This window comes from Leclercia sp. UBA7405 (assembly GCF_037152215.1).
Lineage (GTDB): Bacteria > Pseudomonadota > Gammaproteobacteria > Enterobacterales > Enterobacteriaceae > Enterobacter > Enterobacter pneumoniae.
Map to the genome: position 1 here is coordinate 136,590 of NZ_JBBCMR010000002.1, position 20,999 is coordinate 157,588.

Annotated in this window: 16 protein-coding genes and 1 riboswitch; of the genes, 12 read left to right on the forward strand and 4 right to left on the reverse strand. The window is 56.9% G+C overall.

The window, feature by feature from the left end:
* Positions 1 to 2 precede the first annotated feature (2 nt).
* From leuC to WFN75_RS12970, 3 genes are all read left to right on the forward strand, one after another.
* Complete coding sequence (leuC, locus tag WFN75_RS12960) at positions 3 to 1,403, forward strand: 3-isopropylmalate dehydratase large subunit (RefSeq protein WP_336996286.1); 1,401 nt, start codon at positions 3 to 5, stop codon at positions 1,401 to 1,403.
* Between the two features lie 11 nt (positions 1,404 to 1,414).
* Positions 1,415 to 2,020, forward strand: coding sequence for a 3-isopropylmalate dehydratase small subunit (gene leuD / locus WFN75_RS12965; RefSeq protein ID WP_207292988.1), 606 nt, complete (start codon positions 1,415 to 1,417; stop codon positions 2,018 to 2,020).
* A gap of 337 nt (positions 2,021 to 2,357) precedes the next feature.
* On the forward strand, positions 2,358 to 2,630 hold the full coding sequence (locus WFN75_RS12970) for a hypothetical protein (protein ID WP_040078599.1): 273 nt from the start codon (positions 2,358 to 2,360) through the stop codon (positions 2,628 to 2,630).
* 189 nt (positions 2,631 to 2,819) lie between these two features.
* Here the strand turns inward: WFN75_RS12970 and WFN75_RS12975 are convergent, their stop codons facing one another.
* Together WFN75_RS12975 and sgrT are read right to left on the reverse strand one after the other, a co-directional pair.
* Complete coding sequence (locus tag WFN75_RS12975; protein ID WP_040077189.1) at positions 2,820 to 3,998, reverse strand: sugar efflux transporter; 1,179 nt, start codon at positions 3,996 to 3,998, stop codon at positions 2,820 to 2,822.
* A 101-nt stretch (positions 3,999 to 4,099) separates the two neighbouring features.
* The gene (gene sgrT / locus WFN75_RS12980; protein WP_046884995.1) at positions 4,100 to 4,252 is read right to left on the reverse strand and encodes a glucose uptake inhibitor SgrT; all 153 of its coding nucleotides are present in this window, start codon (positions 4,250 to 4,252) and stop codon (positions 4,100 to 4,102) included.
* Between the two features lie 87 nt (positions 4,253 to 4,339).
* Here sgrT and sgrR point away from each other — a divergent pair, with 87 nt between their 5' ends.
* From sgrR to thiQ, 4 genes are all read left to right on the forward strand, one after another.
* Positions 4,340 to 5,995: an HTH-type transcriptional regulator SgrR gene (sgrR, locus tag WFN75_RS12985; protein ID WP_336996287.1), complete on the forward strand. Its 1,656-nt coding sequence runs from the start codon at positions 4,340 to 4,342 to the stop codon at positions 5,993 to 5,995.
* Positions 5,996 to 6,031: 36 nt separating this feature from the next.
* Positions 6,032 to 6,131, forward strand: a riboswitch (TPP riboswitch).
* A 31-nt stretch (positions 6,132 to 6,162) separates the two neighbouring features.
* Positions 6,163 to 7,146 (forward strand): thiamine ABC transporter substrate binding subunit, encoded by a 984-nt coding sequence (thiB, locus tag WFN75_RS12990; RefSeq protein ID WP_207292985.1) that lies wholly within the window; start codon positions 6,163 to 6,165, stop codon positions 7,144 to 7,146.
* A complete protein-coding gene (gene thiP / locus WFN75_RS12995) occupies positions 7,122 to 8,732 on the forward strand; it encodes a thiamine/thiamine pyrophosphate ABC transporter permease ThiP (protein ID WP_336996288.1) in 1,611 nt (536 codons plus the stop codon). Before thiB ends, thiP begins: the two co-directional genes overlap by 25 nt.
* On the forward strand, positions 8,716 to 9,417 hold the full coding sequence (gene thiQ / locus WFN75_RS13000; RefSeq protein WP_336996289.1) for a thiamine ABC transporter ATP-binding protein ThiQ: 702 nt from the start codon (positions 8,716 to 8,718) through the stop codon (positions 9,415 to 9,417). Before thiP ends, thiQ begins: the two co-directional genes overlap by 17 nt.
* Here the strand turns inward: thiQ and WFN75_RS13005 are convergent.
* Both WFN75_RS13005 and araC read right to left on the reverse strand, forming a co-directional pair.
* Entirely contained in the window at positions 9,414 to 10,181 is a 768-nt protein-coding gene (locus WFN75_RS13005; protein ID WP_046885000.1) for a DedA family protein, read from the reverse strand. The genes thiQ and WFN75_RS13005 overlap by 4 nt on opposite strands.
* A 129-nt stretch (positions 10,182 to 10,310) precedes the next feature.
* Positions 10,311 to 11,156: an arabinose operon transcriptional regulator AraC gene (gene araC / locus WFN75_RS13010; protein WP_046885001.1), complete on the reverse strand. Its 846-nt coding sequence runs from the start codon at positions 11,154 to 11,156 to the stop codon at positions 10,311 to 10,313.
* Positions 11,157 to 11,491: 335 nt separating this feature from the next.
* Here araC and araB point away from each other — a divergent pair, with 335 nt between their 5' ends.
* The 5 genes from araB (at position 11,492) to rapA (ending at position 20,988) form a co-directional block, all read left to right on the forward strand.
* Positions 11,492 to 13,201 carry a ribulokinase gene (gene araB, locus WFN75_RS13015; RefSeq protein ID WP_046885002.1) on the forward strand — a complete coding sequence of 570 codons (1,710 nt, stop codon included), beginning with the start codon at positions 11,492 to 11,494 and terminating at the stop codon, positions 13,199 to 13,201.
* 10 nt (positions 13,202 to 13,211) lie between these two features.
* Positions 13,212 to 14,714 carry an L-arabinose isomerase gene (araA, locus tag WFN75_RS13020; RefSeq protein ID WP_046885003.1) on the forward strand — a complete coding sequence of 501 codons (1,503 nt, stop codon included), beginning with the start codon at positions 13,212 to 13,214 and terminating at the stop codon, positions 14,712 to 14,714.
* A gap of 53 nt (positions 14,715 to 14,767) precedes the next feature.
* Entirely contained in the window at positions 14,768 to 15,463 is a 696-nt protein-coding gene (gene araD, locus WFN75_RS13025) for an L-ribulose-5-phosphate 4-epimerase (RefSeq protein ID WP_046885004.1), read from the forward strand.
* 130 nt (positions 15,464 to 15,593) lie between these two features.
* A complete protein-coding gene (polB, locus tag WFN75_RS13030) occupies positions 15,594 to 17,951 on the forward strand; it encodes a DNA polymerase II (RefSeq protein ID WP_336996290.1) in 2,358 nt (785 codons plus the stop codon).
* Between the two features lie 130 nt (positions 17,952 to 18,081).
* Positions 18,082 to 20,988 (forward strand): RNA polymerase-associated protein RapA, encoded by a 2,907-nt coding sequence (rapA, locus tag WFN75_RS13035; protein WP_336996291.1) that lies wholly within the window; start codon positions 18,082 to 18,084, stop codon positions 20,986 to 20,988.
* The last annotated feature ends 11 nt before the right edge of the window (positions 20,989 to 20,999 follow it).

The following is a 20,999-nucleotide window of genomic DNA, read 5'->3' on the forward strand; positions in this document are numbered from 1 at the left end:
TCATGGCGAAGACGTTGTACGAAAAAGTTTATGATGCTCACGTGGTTTACGAAGCGCAGAACGAAACCCCGCTGCTCTATATCGATCGCCATCTGGTACATGAAGTGACCTCTCCGCAGGCGTTTGACGGCCTGCGTGCTCATCATCGTCCAGTGCGCCAGCCGGGTAAAACCTTCGCGACCATGGATCATAACGTTTCCACCCAGACGAAAGACATCAACGCGTCCGGTGAGATGGCGCGGATTCAGATGCAGGAGCTGATCAAAAACTGCAACGAGTTTGGCGTAGAGCTCTATGACCTGAACCACCCTTACCAGGGCATCGTGCACGTGATGGGACCCGAACAGGGCATCACCCTGCCGGGGATGACCATTGTCTGCGGCGATTCCCACACCGCCACCCACGGCGCATTTGGCGCGTTAGCATTCGGTATCGGCACCTCTGAGGTCGAACATGTTCTGGCGACCCAGACCCTGAAGCAAGGGCGCGCGAAGACCATGAAGATTGAGGTAAAAGGTCAGGCTGCCCCTGGTATTACCGCAAAAGATATTGTCCTTGCGATCATCGGTAAAACCGGCAGCGCTGGCGGCACCGGTCACGTGGTGGAGTTCTGCGGCGATGCCATCCAGGCGTTGAGCATGGAAGGACGTATGACCCTGTGCAACATGGCTATCGAAATGGGTGCCAAAGCGGGCCTGGTCGCACCGGATCAAACCACCTTTGACTATGTGAAAGGGCGTCTGCATGCGCCAAAAGGCCAGCATTATGACGAGGCGGTTGCCTACTGGAAGACGCTGAAGACCGATGACGGCGCCACCTTCGATACTGTGGTAACCCTGCAGGCCGAAGAGATCGCACCGCAGGTCACCTGGGGGACTAACCCGGGGCAAGTTATCTCCGTGAACGACGCGGTTCCGGATCCCACCTCCTTTGCCGATCCGGTTGAACGCGCCAGCGCCGAGAAAGCGCTGGCCTATATGGGCTTACAGCCGGGCATACCCTTAACTGAGGTGGCGATCGACAAGGTGTTTATCGGCTCCTGCACCAACTCGCGCATCGAAGATTTACGCGCCGCGGCAGAGATCGCCAAAGGCCGCAAAGTGGCACCGGGCGTTCAGGCGCTGGTCGTTCCTGGCTCTGGCCCGGTGAAAGCGCAGGCGGAGGAAGAGGGTCTGGATAAGATCTTTATCAACGCCGGCTTTGAATGGCGTCTGCCTGGCTGCTCTATGTGTCTGGCCATGAACAACGACCGTCTGAACCCAGGTGAACGCTGCGCCTCTACCAGCAACCGTAATTTCGAAGGCCGTCAGGGTCGCGGTGGACGCACGCACCTGGTCAGCCCGGCCATGGCAGCGGCCGCCGCCGTTACCGGCCATTTCGCCGACATCCGCAACCTGAAATAAGGAAGACAATCATGGCAGAGAAATTTACCCAGCATACGGGCCTGGTTGTCCCTCTGGACGCGGCCAACGTCGACACCGACGCCATCATTCCAAAGCAGTTTTTACAGAAGGTGACCCGCACCGGCTTTGGCGCGCACCTGTTTAACGACTGGCGTTTCCTCGATGACAAAGGCGAAGTGCCGAACCCGGAATTTGTGCTGAACTTTCCGGAGTTCAAAGGGGCTTCCATCCTGCTTGCTCGCGAAAACTTTGGCTGCGGCTCCTCGCGTGAGCACGCGCCATGGGCATTGACCGATTACGGTTTCAAAGTGGTTATCGCCCCCAGCTTCGCCGACATCTTTTACGGCAATAGCTTTAACAACCAGCTGTTGCCGGTGACCCTGAGCGATGCGCAGGTAGACGAGATGTTTGCGCTGGTGAAAGCGCAGCCGGGGATCACCTTTGAGGTGGACCTGGAAGCTCAGGTGGTGAAAGCGGGCGAAAAGTCTTACAGCTTTAAGATTGATGATTTCCGCCGCCACTGCATGCTCAATGGCCTGGACAGCATCGGCCTGACGTTACAGCATGAAGAGGCAATCTCCGCCTACGAGAACAAACAGCCTGCGTTTATGAGCTAAAAAACAGGCCCGCGTCTGGCGGGCCTGTTTTTCCTTCCCTTTATTACCTTTCCCTTTAATAAAATATAAATAGATAATAATTATCAGAATAAAATAATCATTATCTCCGCATATAAATAACGCCATCCCAACCTCATAATAAATAATAAACCCAGATTCAAAGCACCTTATTTAATGATCAAAATCAACAGGCTCTAATATTAATAACACTTATACTTGGCGGACATGATAATTTGCAAGGAGCACTACCATGAATAAACGTCGTTTTGTCGCCATCGTATTATCGACTCTGCTTTTAGCCGGTTGCGGAATGAGTCCGGCCGTAACAGAGAAAGAGATGAAAGATGCGGCGTCATTTGCCCTGAATGTCGACGCCAGCAAGGTAACCATCTCAAATGTCGACAAAAAAGGGGTTAAAACCAATTTCGTCGCCACCGTCAACAACACGGCCCACCGTTGCTACGTAACCAAAGTCGGCGCGGCAAAATTATATGGCGTGATTCCATTAGGCGCTGAGGATACGGTATCCGATGCGATTTGCGCCGGCACTAATAACGGCACCAGTAATACCACATGTGATGCGCTTTCCAGGAAAGCCGGTCGTTGTTAATAAAAGAGTCAAGGCTCGCGGAGATATTTCCCCCCTCCGCTAGCCTCACACCCTGCATAGGTTTCAACAATAATGACGGCTCGTTGTTTTTTTTACCGCCAAATACTCTATTTACTCACGGCTCTTCATTATTCCCTTAATAAGAACCGCCATCCTGTTTTTATTCTTTCCCGAACCGCTTAATCACGGTCAGACATCTTTCACCCGGGAGGTGATCGCTAAGGTCACCACCGAGATAGCCGCAATCGTCCAGTAAACCGCTGCATGTCCGTAGCTCTGGGCCAGAGCGCCCTGGATCATCCCCGCCAGAATCACGCCCGTAGAGATGCTGTTTGTAAACAGGGTGGTGGCCGAGCCCGCCCGGCCGGGCATCAAATCCTGGAACCAAAGCATCCCTATCCCGGCAACGATCCCGATAAAAATGGCATTAAACAGCTGGAGCGCCAGCAGCGCCTCACGGCTATGAAACAGAATTAACCCCACGTAAAACATCACCCCCGCCGCCACAGCAAGGGTCATCATTCGGCGTTTACCGAAGCGTTTTACGTAATATCCCGCCAGGATCATGGCCGGGATCTCAAGCCCCGCGGCCGTGCCCATCAAAATACCCGCCAGCTTATCCGGCAACCCCAGATCGCTGCTGATCCACAAAGGCATATCAATGATATACATGGTGTTACAGGTCCACATTAGCGTCGAGGCGATAAACAGCAGGCGGACATTTTTGTTATGCCAGCCGCTCACCTGGGTCACCGGGGTATCCACCGTCTGCTCTACCCGAGCGACAGAGGGCAGCGCAAAGGCGATAAGCCCCAGACTGATGGCGAAGATTGCCGCCGCGATGGAGAACATGGCGGTAAAGCCGTAATTGAGGGCCAGCATAAAGGCCAGCGGCGGGCCGATTACCCACGCCAGCGAGAGCTGAGCACGCATCACCGAGCTGAACATCACCACTTCCCGCGCGGAGTTGTCGGCGTATTCACGGGCCAGGGCAAAGAGCTGTGGCATGGCGGTGTTCGCCAGCGCCGCCAGCAGAACCCCGCAGGTAAGCAAAGTCATGTAATGGCGGTTAAATGCAAACAGCAGTGCGTTAGCAATGGCCATGGCGCAGCAGAAGAGGATCAATTTACGCCGGTCGCCCTGACTGTCGGAGCGCTTCGCCAGCCACAGGCTGACCAGAATCCCGGCGATGGCATTGACCGTATAGAACAACCCTACCCAGAAAGGTTGCGCCCCGACTTCACGACTCAGGAACAGGCTTAAGGTCGGGGCCTGCAGCGCGCCGGCAACGCCCATCATAAACGCCACTATCATAAACGCGGCATAGACACCGTTGAGGCGGCGACCCATCGTCATTAACCAGAGCATGACCCTATCCTTAAGCGCAAAAGAAATGAAAAAAGCCAGCAGATAATAACTGCTGGCGTGGTGATTAGCACCAATACTCAGTCACACATGATCGAGGCGAGTCAGCGTTCAGAAGTCGGCGTTGTAACGTCCCACTGCATCAACTCTTCCAGTATTTTGAACCGTTGTGCTTCACACTGGCGGGCCAGCCAGGACACTCCCTTTGTCGCGGCAAAGTACTGTTGGAAAAACTGACGTGCGGTCGACTTCCTCATATTCACCTCCTCGCTTCATCGAAGAGAATTATTGGCTTAATATAGGGATTAATAAATTGCTGATTTTTTGTCAGGAGTTCCTCTTTTATGGCCTCTGGTCGCCTGCAACAACAATTCATCCGCCTGTGGCAATGCTGTGAAGGCCAGACCCAGGATACTACCCTCAGTGAACTGGCCGCGCTGCTTAACTGTTCGCGCCGCCATATGCGTACCCTGCTCAATACGATGCAGCAGCAGGGCTGGCTGAACTGGGAGGCCGAAGCCGGACGCGGTAAACGCTCGCGCCTCACGTTTTTGTATACCGGCCTGGCGCTGCAGCAACAGCGGGCCGAAGACCTGCTGGAGCAGGATCGGATCGATCAACTGGTGCAGTTAGTCGGCGATAAAGCTGCGGTACGGCAGATGCTGGTTTCTCATCTGGGCCGCAGTTTCCGCCAGGGGAAGCATATCCTGCGCGTCCTCTACTACAGGCCGATGAAAAACCTGTTGCCGGGTAGCGCATTACGTCGATCCGAGACCCACATGGCGCGGCAAATCTTCAGCGGGCTAACCCGCATAAATGAGGAAAACGGGGAACTGGAAGCCGATATCGCGCATCACTGGCAGCAGATTGCCCCCCTTCACTGGCGCTTTTTTTTACGGCCCGGCATCCATTTTCATCATGGCCGTGAACTGGAGATGAGCGATGTGATTGCCTCGCTCGAGCGCGCCAGAATGTTGCCGCTCTATTCCCACATCGTTAGCGTTCAGTCTCCCACCGCGTGGACGCTGGATATTCACCTCTATGAACCAGACCGCTGGCTGCCGTGGCTGCTGGGTTACGTCCCTTCAATGATTTTGCCGCGTGAATGGGAATCGATGCCTAAGTTTGCCAGCCAACCCGTGGGGACAGGCCCCTATGCGGTGGTGCGCAATAACAATAATCAGTTAAAGATTCAGGCCTTTGACGATTACTTTGGCTATCGCGCGCTGATCGATGAAGTGAACGTCTGGGTATTACCCGATATCAGTGAAGAGCTGAGTCCAGGGCTGACGCTTGAGGGGCCGACCGAAGGGGAGAAAGCGGTAGAGAGTCGTCTGGAAGAGGGGTGCTATTACCTGCTCTTCGACGCGCGATCCCGACGCGGTGCCAGCCAGGAGGTCCGTCAGTGGATCAGCCAGATCCTCTCTCCCGCTAAATTGATCTATCAGGCGGAAGCGCAGTACCAGACTTACTGGTTCCCCGCCTGGGGCTTGCTGCCTCGCTGGCACCATGCCCGGCCGGGATGTGGCGAAAAACCTGCAGGTCTTGAGAGCATTACCCTGACCTACTACCGTGAACACGTTGAACACCGGGTCATCGGCAGAATGATGAGCGCTATGCTGGCCGCCGAAGGGGTAAAACTGGAAATAGTGGAAGTGGATTATGACGAGTGGCATCGCGGCGATATCGTCAGCGATATCTGGCTAAATAGCGTGAACTTTACTCTGCCGCTCGATTTCTCGCTCTTCTCGCACCTGTATGAGGTCCCGCTGCTGCAAAACTGCATTCCCCGCGACTGGCAGCAAGACGCCGCCGAGTGGCGGGCGGGTGAGATGAACCTCGCGGTGTGGTGCCAGCAACTATTGGCACAGCAAGCGATGGTACCGCTTATTCACCACTGGCTGATGATTCAGGGTCAGCGCAGTATGCGTGGTCTGCGGATGAACACGCTCGGCTGGTTTGACTTTAAATCGGCGTGGTTTGCGCCGCCGGAGCCATAACACTTTCGTAATATTCACCAAATCATTACAATACTGCCGTTCTCAACGGGGTGCTGCGCGAAAGCGTGTGCTGAGAAAATACCCGTCGAACCTGATCCGGATAACGCCGGCGAAGGGATTTGAGGCTGTCACTCAAAATCCTTTGCCACTCAACATTGAGGTGCAAAGTGTTAAAAAAAGCTCTTCCCCTGCTGGCCCTGCTGGCGCTGCCTGCTTTCGCGAAACCCGTGCTGACGGTCTATACCTACGACTCCTTCGCCGCTGACTGGGGCCCTGGCCCGGTGGTCAAAAAAGCCTTTGAAGCCGATTGCAATTGTGAACTGAAGTTCGTGGCGCTGGAGGACGGGGTTTCCCTGCTCAACCGGCTGCGCATGGAAGGTAAAAATAGCAAAGCCGACGTCGTGCTGGGGCTGGATAACAACCTGCTCAATGCGGCCACCCAGACCGGATTGTTTGCCAAAAGTAATGTCCCGAACGATGCAGTAACTGTGCCGGGTGGCTGGAAAAATGACACCTTTGTGCCTTTCGATTATGGTTACTTCGCCTTCGTTTACGACAAAACCAAACTGCAAAACCCACCGAAGAGCCTGAAAGAGCTGGTTGAAAGCGATCAAAAATGGCGCGTGATCTATGAAGATCCCCGCACCAGCACGCCGGGTCTCGGCCTGCTGCTGTGGATGCAGAAAGTCTATGGCGATAAAACCCCGGAAGCCTGGCAAAAACTGGCTGCCAAAACGGTGACCGTCACTAAAGGCTGGAGCGAAGCGTACGGTCTCTTCCTCAAAGGAGAAGGGGACCTGGTGCTGAGCTATACCACCTCCCCGGCCTATCACATCATCGAAGAGAAAAAAGAGAACTATGCTGCCGCTGACTTTGCAGAAGGACACTACCTGCAGGTGGAAGTGGCTGCCCGCACCGCAGCCAGCAAACAGCCAGAACTGGCAGAGCAGTTCCTGAAGTTTATGGTCTCGCCGGCCTTCCAGAAGGCAATCCCGACCGGTAACTGGATGTACCCGGTGACCGATGTTGCGCTGCCTGAGGGCTTTAATAGCCTGGTCAAACCGAAAAATACGCTGGAGTTCACCCCGCAACAGGTTGCGGATAAGCGTGCTGGCTGGGTAAGTGAATGGCAACGCGCCGTCAGCCGTTAATCGCGGGCTGGCTCATACCGGGGCTGACGGCCGCCACGCTGTTGGTGGCTGTCGCTCTGGGCGCCTTTCTGTCGCTGTGGTTCAGTGCGCCCGACGCCGACGTCTCTGCGCTGTGGCACGACAGTTATTTATGGCACGTCGTACGCTTCTCATTCTGGCAGGCCTTTTTGTCAGCCCTGCTCTCCGTCGCGCCCGCCATTTTGCTGGCGCGTGCGCTGTATCGCCGTCGTTTTCCCGGCAGGCAAGCCCTGCTGCGCCTGTGCGCCATGACGCTGATACTGCCCGTGCTGGTCGCCGTGTTTGGCATACTCAGCGTCTATGGCCGTCAGGGCTGGCTGGCCCAAATTTGTGCAGCGATCGGGCTGAACTGGCGCTTCTCTCCCTATGGCCTGCAGGGGATCTTACTGGCCCACGTCTTCTTTAATTTGCCCATGGCCACCCGCCTGCTCTTACAGGCGCTGGAGAACATTCCCGGCGAGCAACGCCAGCTCGCCGCCCAGCTCAATATGCGCGGCTGGTCCTTCTTCCGCTTTGTTGAATGGCCATGGCTACGCCGCCAGATCCTCCCTACTGCCGCGCTAATCTTTATGCTCTGCTTCGCCAGTTTTGCCACTGTGCTCTCACTCGGCGGCGGGCCGCAGGCTACCACTATTGAGCTGGCTATCTACCAGGCCCTGAGCTATGACTATGATCCTGGCCGGGCGGCGCTGCTGGCGATCATTCAGATGGTCTGTTGTCTGGCTCTGGTCTTACTGAGCCAGCGTCTGGGCAAAGCCCTCGCCGTAGGCACAAGTCAGCTCAGCGGCTGGCGCGATCCCCAGGACAGCCTGCGTAGCCGACTTACGGACGCGCTGCTGATTACGCTGGCACTGCTGCTGCTGTTGCCGCCGCTACTGGCGGTCGTGGTGGATGGTCTTAACGGGAATCTTATCAGCGTGCTGCAACAGCCGGTGCTCTGGCAGGCGTTAACGACCTCGCTACGCATTGCCGCAGGCGCCGGCCTGCTCTGCGTGATCCTGACCATGATGCTCCTCTGGAGCAGCCGTGAGCTCTATGCCCGGCAGGCCACCGCCGCAGGACAGCTGCTGGATTTGAGCGGCATGCTGATTCTGGCGATGCCCGGCATCGTACTGGCGACCGGCTTTTTCCTGCTGTTTACCCGCACCGTCGGGCTGCCCGCTTCGGCGGACGGCATTGTCATCTTTACCAATGCGCTGATGGCCATCCCTTATGCCCTTAAGGTTCTGGAAAACCCGATGCGCGACCTCAGCGCCCGCTATACGCTGCTTTGCGGATCATTAGGGATGCAGGGGTGGCAACGGCTAAAAGTGGTGGAACTGCGCGCCCTGAAACGCCCACTGGCGCAGGCGCTGGCCTTTGCCTGCGTACTCTCGATTGGTGATTTTGGGGTGGTGGCGCTGTTTGGCAATGACGATTTCCGCACCCTGCCGTTCTGGCTCTATCAGCAGATTGGCTCCTATCGCAGCCAGGACGGAGCCGTTACGGCGCTTCTGCTCCTGATGCTCTGCTTTGCCTTGTTTACCGTTATTGAAAAACTTCCGGGGCGTGATGCTAAAACTGACTGATGTGACCTGGCTTTACCAGCACCTGCCGATGCGTTTTACCCTCTCTGTGCCGCAGGGAGAGTCGGTTGCCATCCTCGGCCCAAGCGGTGCGGGGAAAAGCACCCTGCTCAATCTGATCGCCGGTTTTCTGCAGCCCGCCAGCGGGACAATCTTGATAGAAAACCGGGATCACACCTGGACGCCCCCTTCCCGGCGCCCGGTGTCGATGCTGTTCCAGGAAAACAACCTTTTTACCCACCTGAGCGTTCGGCAGAACATCGGGCTGGGGATGCACCCTGGCCTGAAGCTCAATGGCGATCAACAGCGCAAGCTCGCGGCCATCGCCGGCCAGATGGGTATCAGCGATCTGTTGGACAGGTTGCCAGGAGAGCTCTCCGGGGGCCAGCGCCAGCGTGCCGCGCTGGCGCGCTGCCTGGTGCGAGAACAGCCGATATTACTGCTGGACGAACCCTTTTCCGCCCTCGATCCTGCTCTGCGTCAGGAGATGCTATTGCTGGTCAAAGAGGTCTGCGAGCGTCAGCAGCTCACCATGTTGATGGTGTCGCATAGCGTGGAAGATGCGGCCCGCATCGCCAGACGTTCGATAGTCGTGGCTGACGGGCGTATCGCCTGGGACGGTGAGACCCGCGTGCTGCTTAGCGGCGGCGCCAGCGCCTCGCATCTGCTGGGCATTGCGCGCGGTTAACGGCTCACGACCTTCAACAGAATCTCACCATAGACGGGCATCAGCGGGTGGCGAATAAGCGCCACCAGCGCCACCACCGCCACGCCCAGCAGCAGGGGTGCCAGCCACAGTAATCGCGATCGCGGCAGCCAGGCGCTCAGCTTATCGACGTTAGCCCTGGTGCTGCGCCAAAGACGCCAGCAGAGCCAGGCCGCCAGCCAAAGCAGCAATGCCGTTGCCAGCAGTAACCACTTAAAGCCGCCGCTATCCTGACCTGCAGGAATATCGATAGCCGCTCCGGCCAGAATGCCAGGCAGGAAGTAGAATGGCGGCCAGAAGAGGCAGCCAATGATATTTGGCACAATGAATTTTTTGATCGGCAGATCGAGCATGCCAGCCACCATGGGCACCAGCGGACGCGTCGGGCCAACAAAACGTCCCACCAGAATCGTAAACATGCTGTGTTGATGCAGGGCATGCTCGGTTTTATCCAGCAGCGCTTTGTTCTTTTTCATGAAAGACCAGCGATGCAGCGGCTTTTTGAAACGCCAGCCCAGCCAGAACGAGATCCAGTCGCCCAGCAGACAACCGATAATGCCCGCCAGCCAGGCCTGCCAGAAATTAACCTCGCCGCTGCCTATCAGCGCGCCAAGACCAGCCATCATCACCGTACCGGGGAGGATCAGCCCGACCAGCGCCAGCGATTCCAGAAAAGCCACCAGCGCAACGGCAATGAGGGAGTAAGTAACGGACTGGGTGATGAAGTGTTCCAGCAATGCCTGCATAACTTTTCCGGTCAGATAACGAAGCAGGGATTCTGCGAAGAGCCGCCTGCTGCGTCAAGACATCAATTGTCTGAATAGTTTACCGGGTGTGAACAGACTTGCGCCATGTCGTTTATCTTTTTTTACGCTTTATTCACAACCTGCACGGAATTCGCTGGGGCTGGCACCGGTGCATTTCTTAAAGACGCGAGAAAAATAGAGCTGATCCTCAAACCCGACATTGCGCCCGACGCTGGCGATCGGCATGCGGGTAGTGCTGAGCAGCAGCTTGGCCTGGCTGATACGCTGATCTTCGCGCCAGCTCAACACGCTCACCCCCAACTGCTGGCGGAACAGATGCGAGAGGCGTGACGGCGACAGGCAGACATGCTGGGCTACGCTGGCAATATCAAACTGGCTGTCCGCCAGATGATCGCTAATGTACTGGCAGGCATCGCGCACCCGGTGATCCAGCGGCGGGTTAAGGGATTCATTGATGGCTTCCATACGTCTGAGCAGCAGTTGCTCCAGCAGGTTAATGGCCAGCAGCTCGGCATAGCGCCCCCCCGCCTGCCCTGCCTCGATGATCTGCGCAAACAGTTCACGAAACAGCGGTTGATGCACCTCGTCCGGGCGATAGAAACCGGTGTGGGCGAACATGGATGGCCAGCTCAGCCACTCCTGCCAGTAAGCGCGCGGACGGAAGTAGACCCACTGGTGATACCACTCGCTGGCATCCGGATGACGACCATAGTGGTGAACCTCCCCGGGAGGAAAGAGGAGGATGTCGCCCGGACGGCAGACAAAGGTCTGATCCTGATTTTTAATCACGCCTTCGCCACGCACCGTCAGGTTAAGGATATAGCCCTTCATACCCAGCGGGCGATCGATATAAAAATCGAGATATCCCTCAGCCTCAATAGGGGTCAGCCCCGCCACCAAATGCGCGTTGAACGAATAGCCTGGCAGTAAGGGATCGTTTTGCGTTTCAGCCATAAATTCAATACTCCTGGCAGAGGGTAAGGAAACCAATTGTCCATATCTACAGAGCCGACCTGAAAAAAGGCGTCTGAAAGCCGTGAACGGGATGACTTCTCGTTAAGGTACGGCGCTTTAGCGTACTGCGTCACATTTTCGCCGTATCAGAGGCCGATAATCAGTAACAAAAGTGTCTATAACTACGGCAGAAATGTCCACATTGAATATTTGCACAGCGTCACACTTTCCACAGGCATAGCAAAATTATCCATAAGATTAGCGAATCCTGCCTGACGATTTTTCCCCCCACTCTCTAATGTTCTTCCATACCTGTATTTTGATGGAGCAGCACCATGGCAATTGCAATTGGCCTCGATTTTGGCAGTGACTCGGTACGCGCCCTGGCAGTGGAGTGCACAACCGGTCAGGAGATAGCGACAAGCGTGGAGTGGTATCCGCGCTGGCAAGAGGGGCGTTATTGCGATGCGCCGAACAACCAGTTTCGTCATCACCCCCGTGACTACATCGAGTCGATGGAAGCGGCGATCAAAACCGTACTCGCCGGGCTGAGTGCGGACCAGCGTAGCCAGATTGTGGGCATTGGCGTGGACAGCACCGGCTCGACCCCCGCCCCCATTGATGCCGACGGCCACGTTCTGGCGCTGCGCCCCGAATTTGCCGATAACCCGAATGCTATGTTCGTGCTCTGGAAAGACCATACCGCAGTTGAAGAAGCCGAGGCCATCACCCGTTTGTGCCATCAGCCGGGTAAGAGCGATTACTCACGTTATATCGGCGGTATTTATTCCAGCGAGTGGTTCTGGGCCAAAATCCTGCACGTGACCCGCCAGGATCCCCGCGTTGCCCAGACAGCAGTGTCGTGGATCGAGTTATGCGACTGGGTTCCGGCCCTGCTGTCTGGCACCACCCGCCCGCAGGATATTCGCCGCGGCCGCTGTAGCGCCGGGCACAAATCCTTGTGGCACGAAAGCTGGGGCGGTCTGCCACCCGCGACCTTCTTTGACGAGCTCGATCCCATCATCAATCAGCATCTCGACTACCCGCTGTTTACCGATACCTGGACCGCAGACGTGCCAGTAGGCAACCTCTGCGCCGAGTGGGCTGAACGTCTCGGTCTGCCACAAACCGTAGCGATCGCCGGCGGCGCGTTTGACTGCCATATGGGTGCCGTGGGCGCAGGTGCGCAGCCAAACACCCTGGTGAAAGTCATCGGCACTTCGACCTGCGACATCCTGACCGCCGATAAAGCCAGCGTCGGCGAGCGTGCGGTAAAAGGTATTTGCGGCCAGGTTGATGGCAGCGTCGTCCCCGATTTTATCGGCCTGGAAGCAGGTCAATCGGCGTTTGGCGATATCTATGCCTGGTTTGGCCGCGTGCTGGGCTGGCCGCTTGATCAACTGGCAGCGACCCATCCGGAACTGAAAACGCAGATTGCCGAGAGTAAAAAACAGCTGCTGGTGCAGCTCACCGATGCCTGGGCGAAAAATCCCTCCCTGGAGCATCTGCCGGTGGTGCTCGACTGGTTTAACGGCCGCCGTACTCCCTTCGCTAACCAACGCCTGAAAGGGGTGATTACCGATCTTAACCTGGCGACAGATGCGCCGGCGCTGTTTGGCGGTCTGATTGCCGCTACCGCCTTTGGCGCACGCGCCATTATGGAGTGTTTCACGGAGCAAGGAATTGCCGTCAACAACGTGATGGCGCTGGGCGGTATTGCCCGTAAGAACCCGGTGATCATGCAGGCCTGCTGCGACGTGCTGAATCGCCCGCTGCAGATTGTCGCTTCCGATCAGTGCTGCGCGCTCGGTGCCGCCATTTTTGCCGCCGTGGCCGCTGGGGTCCATGCCGATATTCCTGCTGCGCAACAGCATATGGCCAGCGCCGTGGAAAACACCCTTCAGCCGCGTACCGCCCAGGCGCAACGCTTTGAACAACTTTATCAGCGCTACCAGCAGTGGGCGAAAAGCGCTGAACTTCACTATCTCCCTGTCGCCGCACCGGCAAAAAACAGCCCGGAATCCACGGCAACCCTGACACATTAAGGACACGATAATGACGATTTTTAATAATTATGAAGTGTGGTTTGTGATTGGTAGCCAACACCTCTACGGGCCGGAAGCCCTGCGCCAGGTGACGCAACACGCTGAACATGTGGTCAATGCCCTGAATGCCGAGGCCAAACTGCCGTGCAAACTGGTGTTGAAACCGCTGGGCACCTCCCCGGACGAGATCACCCATATCTGCCGCGACGCAAACTACGACGATAAATGCGCAGGCATGGTGGTGTGGCTGCATACCTTCTCCCCGGCAAAAATGTGGATCAACGGCCTGTCCATTCTCAATAAGCCGCTGCTTCAGTTCCATACCCAGTTCAACGCGGCCCTGCCGTGGGACAGCATCGACATGGACTTTATGAACCTGAACCAGACCGCTCACGGCGGCCGCGAGTTCGGCTTCATTGGCGCGCGTATGCGTCAGCAGCATGCCGTGGTCACGGGCCACTGGCAGGATGCTCAGGCACACAAACGCATTGGCGCCTGGATGCGTCAGGCGGTCTCTAAACAAGATACCCGTCAGCTGAAAGTAGTGCGCTTCGGCGACAACATGCGCGAAGTGGCCGTTACCGACGGCGACAAAGTGGCTGCGCAGATTAAATTTGGTTTCTCCGTGAACACCTGGGCCGTGGGCGACCTGGTACAGGTGGTGAATGAAGTTGCCGACGGCGACGTTAGCGCGCTGGTGGACGAGTATGAGAGCAGCTACCGCCTGACGGCCGCCGCGCAGATTAACGGCGACAAACGTCAGAACGTGCTGGATGCCGCGCGAATCGAACTGGGGATGAAACGCTTCCTTGAACAAGGCGGCTTCCATGCCTTTACCACCACCTTCGAAGATCTTCACGGCCTGAAACAGTTACCAGGCCTGGCGGTTCAACGTCTGATGCAGCAGGGCTACGGCTTTGCGGGCGAAGGCGACTGGAAAACTGCCGCTCTGCTTCGCATTATGAAAGTGATGTCAACCGGTCTGCAGGGCGGCACCTCCTTTATGGAGGATTACACCTACCACTTCGAAAACGGCAACGATCTGGTGCTGGGCTCACACATGCTGGAAGTATGCCCAACCATCGCCGTGGAAGAGAAACCGACCCTCGACGTGCAGTATCTGGGCATTGGCGGTAAAGCGGATCCGGCACGCCTGATCTTCAATACCCGTACCGGCCCAGCTATCAACGCCAGCCTGATCGACCTGGGCGATCGTTTCCGTCTGCTGGTGAACTGCGTGGATGCGGTCGAAACCCCGCACGCCCTGCCGAAGCTGCCGGTAGCCAACGCCCTGTGGAAAGCACAGCCAGACCTGGCGACCGCCTCCGAAGCCTGGATCGTGGCGGGCGGAGCCCACCATACCGTCTTTAGCCATGCGCTGGATCTGAGCGACATGCGTCAGTTCGCTGAACTGCACGACATTGAAATTGCCGTCATTGATAACGACACCCGCCTGCCAGCCTTTAAAGACGCGCTGCGCTGGAACGAAGTCTACTACGGCTCAAAACGTTAACAGGGGAACCTTTGGCCTGCCGCAGGGCGGGCCTCTTTTTCCTGGAGGAATGCATGTTAGAAGATCTGAAACGTCAGGTGCTGGAAGCGAATCTGGCGCTGCCGAAGCACAACCTCGTTACCCTCACATGGGGTAACGTCAGCGCTGTCGACCGTGAGCAAGGTGTCTTTATCATCAAACCCTCAGGGGTGGATTACAGCGTCATGACCGCTGAAGACATGGTGGTGGTCAGCATTGCCACCGGCGAAGTGGTGGAAGGGACCAAAAAGCCCTCTTCCGATACGCCAACCCACCGCCTGCTTTATCAATCATTCCCGTCGATTGGCGGCATTGTGCATACCCACTCACGTCATGCCACCATCTGGGCTCAGGCCGGTCAGTCTATTCCCGCCACCGGAACTACCCATGCGGACTATTTTTACGGCACCATCCCCTGCACCCGTCTGATGACCGATGCTGAAATTAACGGCGAATACGAATGGGAAACAGGTAACGTCATTGTCGAAACCTTTGAGAAACAAGGGATCGACGCGGCGCAGATGCCGGGGGTGTTGGTTCACTCCCACGGCCCGTTTGCATGGGGTAAAAACGCCGAGGATGCGGTTCATAACGCCATCGTGCTGGAAGAGGTGGCTTATATGGGCATCTTCTGCCGCCAGCTGGCGCCGCAATTACCCGATATGCAGCAAACATTGCTGGATAAGCACTACCTGCGTAAGCACGGCGCAAAAGCCTATTACGGGCAGTGAGCACCGCCTCTCCCCTGTCGGGGGAGGGGTAAGCCGGGGCCTTCCGGCCGAACACACCTGTATAAAACCCCAGCAAAAGCCCTTCAACCAGGCTATAATCACGCCTGGTTTTGTTTGATGGGATAATGGCGTGACGCAGGCGCGAGAAGGCTTTTTACTGACCCGACACTGGCGAGACACGCCGCAAGGTACCGAGGTAGCGTTCTGGCTGGCTACGGACGAGGGTCCGCTGCATGTTACGCTACCGCCGCAGGAATCGGTGGCCTTTATTCCCGAGCCTCATGTTGAAAAGACCCGAACGTTGCTGCGCGACGAAAACGGCTGGCGCCTTACGCCGCTTGCATTAAAAGATTTCCAGCGCCGCACGGTGTATGGCCTTTACTGTCGCGGTCACCGCCAGCTTATGCGCTTTGAAAAAGTGCTGCGCGAGGCGGGCGTTACCCTCTACGAGGCCGATATCCGGCCGCCTGAGCGTTTTTTAATGGAGCGCTTTATCACCGCCCCCGTCTGGGTCGATGGCACCTCACAGGGCAACCGGCTGGTTAATGCCCGTCTTAAACCAAACCCCCACTATCGCCCGTCACTAAAATGGGCCTCGCTGGATATCGAAACCACTCGTCACGGTGAGCTCTACTGCATTGGCATTGAGGGGTGTGGCCATCGGGTTGTCTATATGCTGGGGCCGCCGAATGGCGAGGCTTCTGGCCTCGATTTCCAGCTGGAATATGTTTCAAGCCGCCCCCAGCTTCTCGAAAAACTCAACGACTGGTTTGCCCAGCACGATCCCGATGTGCTCATCGGCTGGAATGTGGTGCAGTTCGATCTGCGCGTTTTGCAAAAGCATGCGGAACGCTATCGTATCCCACTGCTTCTGGGGCGCGACAACAGCGAGCTGGAGTGGCGCGAGCACGGCTTCAAGAATGGGGTCTTCTTTGCGCAGGCCAATGGACGCCTGATTATCGACGGCATCGAAGCGCTGAAATCCGCCTTCTGGAATTTCTCGTCATTTTCCCTCGAATCGGTGGCCCAGGAGCTGCTCGGCGAAGGAAAAGCGATCGATAACCCCTGGGACAGGATGGACGAAATTGACCGCCGTTTCGCCGAAAACAAACCGGCGCTCGCTACCTATAACCTGAAAGATTGCGAGCTGGTGACCCAGATTTTCCATAAAACAGAGATCATGCCCTTTTTACTGGAGCGCGCCACGGTCAACGGCCTGGCGGTGGATCGTCACGGGGGCTCGGTAGCGGCCTTTAGCCATCTCTATTTTCCTCGCATGCACCGGGCGGGCTATGTGGCCCCGAATCTCGGCGATGTGCCGCCGCAGGCAAGCCCTGGAGGCTACGTGATGGACTCCAGGCCAGGGCTGTATGACTCGGTGCTGGTGCTGGATTACAAAAGCCTTTATCCCTCTATCATCCGCACCTTTTTAATTGATCCTGTGGGTCTGGTAGAGGGGATGGCGCAGCCAGATGACACCCACAGCACCGAAGGCTTTCTCGGGGCCCATTTTTCCCGTCAGAAACACTGCCTGCCCGAGATCGTCAGCCAGATCTGGCATGGCCGCGACGAAGCAAAGCGTCACGGCAATTCGCCTCTCTCTCAGGCACTGAAGATCATCATGAACGCCTTCTATGGCGTGCTCGGCACCAGCGCCTGCCGCTTTTTTGATCCCAGACTGGCCTCGTCGATCACCATGCGTGGACATGAGATCATGCGCCAGACGAAGGCGTTAATCGAATCCCAGGGCTATGAGGTGATTTACGGCGATACGGACTCGACCTTTGTCTGGCTAAAAGGCCAGCAGAGCGAAGACCAGGCCATGGCCATTGGCAAACGGCTGGTCGCCTACGTCAATGACTGGTGGCAAAACCATTTGCAAAAAGAGCGGTTAACCAGCGCGCTGGAGCTGGAGTATGAAACCCATTTCTGCCGTTTCTTAATGCCCACTATTCGGGGTACCGATCAGGGCAGCAAAAAGCGCTACGCCGGGCTGATTCAGCAGGGCGATGACCAGCGCATGGTGTTTAAAGGGCTGGAGACGGTGCGTACCGACTGGACGCCGCTGGCCCAGCGTTTCCAGCAAGAGCTTTACCTGAAAATCTTCCGCAATGAGCCCTACCAGGACTATGTCCGGGAGACCATTGCCAGCCTGATGGCGGGCGAACTGGATACACAGCTGGTCTACCGTAAGCGGCTGCGTCGGCCGCTGGCGGAATACCAGCGCAATGTGCCGCCGCACGTGCGTGCTGCCAGGCTTGCCGATGAAGAGAATGTCCGTCTGGGGCGCGCGCAGCAGTATCAGAACCGCGGCACAATCAAATACGTCTGGACCACCAGCGGGCCTGAGCCGGTGGACTATCAGCGCTCGCCGCTTGACTATGATCACTACCTCACAAAACAACTTCAGCCCGTGGCGGACGGAATTTTACCCTTCCTGGACGACGATTTTGCTACACTGATGACTGGGCAGATGGGGCTATTTTGACAGGTGACGAAATCGCTGCCATCCAGTACCATAGCGCCCTTTCCATTCCCGGACCCATATTTTAATGACTGTCGATCTTCGACGGTGGTTGAACTATTGCCTGCAATTTAAAGAGTAGAGCCGAACATATATGCCTTTTACACTTGGTCAACGCTGGATCAGCGATACAGAAAGCGAACTTGGATTAGGAACGGTTGTGGCGCTGGATGCGCGAATGGTGACTCTCCTCTTCCCCGCTACCGGTGAAAACCGTCTGTACGCTCGCAATGACTCCCCTGTTACCCGCGTCATGTTCAACCCGGGCGACACCGTGACTAGCCATGAAGGCTGGCAGCTGAAGATTGAAGACGTAAAAGAAGAGAATGGACTGCTTGCCTATATTGGCACGCGCCTCGACACGGACGAGAGCGATGTGATGCTGCGCGAGGTGCTGCTTGATAGCAAACTGGTCTTCAGCAAACCTCAGGATCGTCTGTTCGCCGGTCAGATTGACCGTATGGACCGTTTCGCCCTGCGTTATCGCGCGCGTAAATTCCAGAGCGAACAGTACCGCATGCCCTGGAGCGGCCTGCGTGGCCAGCGCACCAGCCTGATTCCGCATCAGCTCAACATTGCCCATGACGTAGGCCGTCGCCACGCACCGCGCGTACTGCTGGCAGATGAGGTTGGCCTGGGTAAAACCATCGAAGCGGGCATGATCCTGCATCAACAGCTGCTCTCCGGCGCCGCCGAGCGCGTGCTGATTATCGTCCCGGAAACCCTGCAACACCAGTGGCTGGTAGAGATGTTGCGTCGCTTCAATCTGCGTTTTGCGCTGTTTGACGACGAGCGTTACGCCGAAGCCCAGCACGATGCAGATAACCCCTTCGAAACCGAACAGTTGGTGATCTGCTCGCTGGACTTCGTCCGCCGGAGCAAACAGCGCCTCGAACACCTCTGCGACGCGGAATGGGATCTGATGGTGGTGGATGAAGCGCACCATCTGGTCTGGAGCGTCGATGCGCCAAGCCGCGAATATATGGCTATCGAACAGCTGGCCGAGCGCGTGCCGGGCGTATTGCTGCTGACCGCTACGCCAGAACAGCTGGGGCTGGAAAGCCACTTTGCCCGCCTGCGCCTGCTCGATCCGAGCCGTTTCCACGATTTCGAGCAGTTCGTCGAAGAGCAAAAAAATTATCGTCCGGTTGCCGATGCGGTAGCTCTACTGCTGGCAGGCAAACATCTTTCTAATGATGAGCTTAATACTCTGAGCGATCTGATTGGCGAGCAGGATATCGAGCCGCTGCTGCAGACGGCCAACAGCGGGCATGACGGTGCAGAAGCTGCCCGCCAGGAGCTGGTCTCTATGCTAATGGACCGCCACGGCACCAGCCGCGTGCTGTTCCGTAATACTCGCCATGGTGTGAAAGGCTTCCCGAAACGCGAACTGCACACCATCAAGCTGCCGCTGCCGACCCAGTATCAGACGGCCATTAAGGTCTCCGGCATTATGGGCGCGCGTAAAAGCGCTGAAGATCGCGCCCGTGACATGCTCTATCCCGAGCAGATCTATCAGGAATTCGAAGGGGATACCGGTACCTGGTGGAACTTCGACCCGCGCGTTGAGTGGCTGATGGGCTACCTGACCGCGCATCGCTCCCAGAAGGTGCTGGTGATTTGCGCCAAAGCCGCCACTGCGCTGCAGCTGGAGCAGGTGCTGCGCGAGCGCGAAGGTATCCGCGCCGCCGTGTTCCACGAAGGGATGTCCATTATCGAGCGCGACCGCGCTGCCGCCTGGTTTGGCGAAGAGGATAGCGGCGCTCAGGTACTGCTCTGTTCCGAAATCGGTTCTGAAGGGCGTAACTTCCAGTTCGCCAGCAACCTGGTGATGTTTGACCTGCCGTTTAACCCGGACCTGCTGGAGCAGCGTATTGGCCGTCTGGACCGTATTGGGCAGGCGCACGATATTCAGATCCATGTGCCTTACCTGGAAAAAACGGCTCAGAGCGTGCTGGTGCGCTGGTTCCACGAGGGTCTGGACGCGTTTGAACATACCTGCCCGACCGGTCGCACTATTTACGATCAGGTGCATGGCGATCTGATTGGTTACCTGGCCGCGCCGGAAGAGACCGAAGGCTTTGACGAGCTGATTAAATCTTGCCGTGAAAAACATGATGCGCTTAAAGCGCAGCTGGAACAGGGCCGCGATCGCCTGCTGGAGATCCACTCCAATGGCGGCGAAAAAGCACTGCGCCTGGCCGAAAGCATTGAAGAGCAGGATGATGATACCAGTCTGATCAGCTTCTCCATGAATCTGTTCGATATCGTGGGCATTAACCAGGACGATCGTGGCGAAAACCTGATTGTGCTGACGCCTTCCGATCATATGCTGGTGCCGGATTTCCCGGGCCTGCCGGAAGACGGGTGCACCATCACCTTTGAACGTGATGTGGCCCTCTCACGCGAGGATGCGCAGTTCATCACCTGGGAACATCCGCTGATCCGCAACGGTCTGGATCTCATTCTCTCCGGCGATACCGGCAGCAGTACCATCTCGCTGCTGAAAAACAAGGCCCTGCCGGTGGGTACCCTGCTGGTAGAACTTATCTACGTGGTTGAGGCCCAGGCGCCAAAACAGCTGCAGCTTAACCGCTTCCTGCCCGCGACGCCGGTACGCCTGCTGCTGGATAAAAACGGCACCAATCTTGCCGCGCAGGTCGAGTTCGAAAGCTTTAACCGTCAGCTCAGCGCGGTAAACCGCCATACCGGCAGCAAACTGGTGAATGCGGTACAACAGGACGTTCATGCCATCCTGCAACTGGGTGAAACGCAGATTGAGAAAGCGGCTCAGGCATTGATTGACGCGGCGCGCAGCGAAGCGGATGAAAAACTCTCTGCCGAGCTCTCTCGCCTCGAAGCCTTGCGTGCAGTGAACCCGAACATCCGTGATGATGAGCTGGCAGCGATTGAGAGCAACCGTCAGCAGGTGCTGGAAAGCTTGCAGCAGGCTGGCTGGCGTCTGGATGCGCTGCGCCTTATCGTCGTGACGCATCAGTAACCGGAGCGCAG

Excerpts from the sequence above, each read along its gene's own strand:
- leuC (WP_336996286.1), top strand. The coding sequence starts at position 3 with ATGGCGAAGACGTTGTACGAAAAAGTTTATGATGCTCACGTGGTTTAC.
- leuD (WP_207292988.1), top strand. The coding sequence starts at position 1,415 with ATGGCAGAGAAATTTACCCAGCATACGGGCCTGGTTGTCCCTCTGGAC.
- WFN75_RS12970 (WP_040078599.1), top strand. The coding sequence starts at position 2,358 with ATGAAAGATGCGGCGTCATTTGCCCTGAATGTCGACGCCAGCAAGGTA.
- WFN75_RS12975 (WP_040077189.1), bottom strand. The coding sequence starts at position 3,998 with ATGCTCTGGTTAATGACGATGGGTCGCCGCCTCAACGGTGTCTATGCC.
- sgrT (WP_046884995.1), bottom strand. The coding sequence starts at position 4,252 with ATGAGGAAGTCGACCGCACGTCAGTTTTTCCAACAGTACTTTGCCGCG.
- sgrR (WP_336996287.1), top strand. The coding sequence starts at position 4,340 with ATGGCCTCTGGTCGCCTGCAACAACAATTCATCCGCCTGTGGCAATGC.
- thiP (WP_336996288.1), top strand. The coding sequence starts at position 7,122 with ATGGCAACGCGCCGTCAGCCGTTAATCGCGGGCTGGCTCATACCGGGG.
- thiQ (WP_336996289.1), top strand. The coding sequence starts at position 8,716 with ATGCTAAAACTGACTGATGTGACCTGGCTTTACCAGCACCTGCCGATG.
- WFN75_RS13005 (WP_046885000.1), bottom strand. The coding sequence starts at position 10,181 with ATGCAGGCATTGCTGGAACACTTCATCACCCAGTCCGTTACTTACTCC.
- araC (WP_046885001.1), bottom strand. The coding sequence starts at position 11,156 with ATGGCTGAAACGCAAAACGATCCCTTACTGCCAGGCTATTCGTTCAAC.
- araB (WP_046885002.1), top strand. The coding sequence starts at position 11,492 with ATGGCAATTGCAATTGGCCTCGATTTTGGCAGTGACTCGGTACGCGCC.
- araA (WP_046885003.1), top strand. The coding sequence starts at position 13,212 with ATGACGATTTTTAATAATTATGAAGTGTGGTTTGTGATTGGTAGCCAA.
- araD (WP_046885004.1), top strand. The coding sequence starts at position 14,768 with ATGTTAGAAGATCTGAAACGTCAGGTGCTGGAAGCGAATCTGGCGCTG.
- rapA (WP_336996291.1), top strand. The coding sequence starts at position 18,082 with ATGCCTTTTACACTTGGTCAACGCTGGATCAGCGATACAGAAAGCGAA.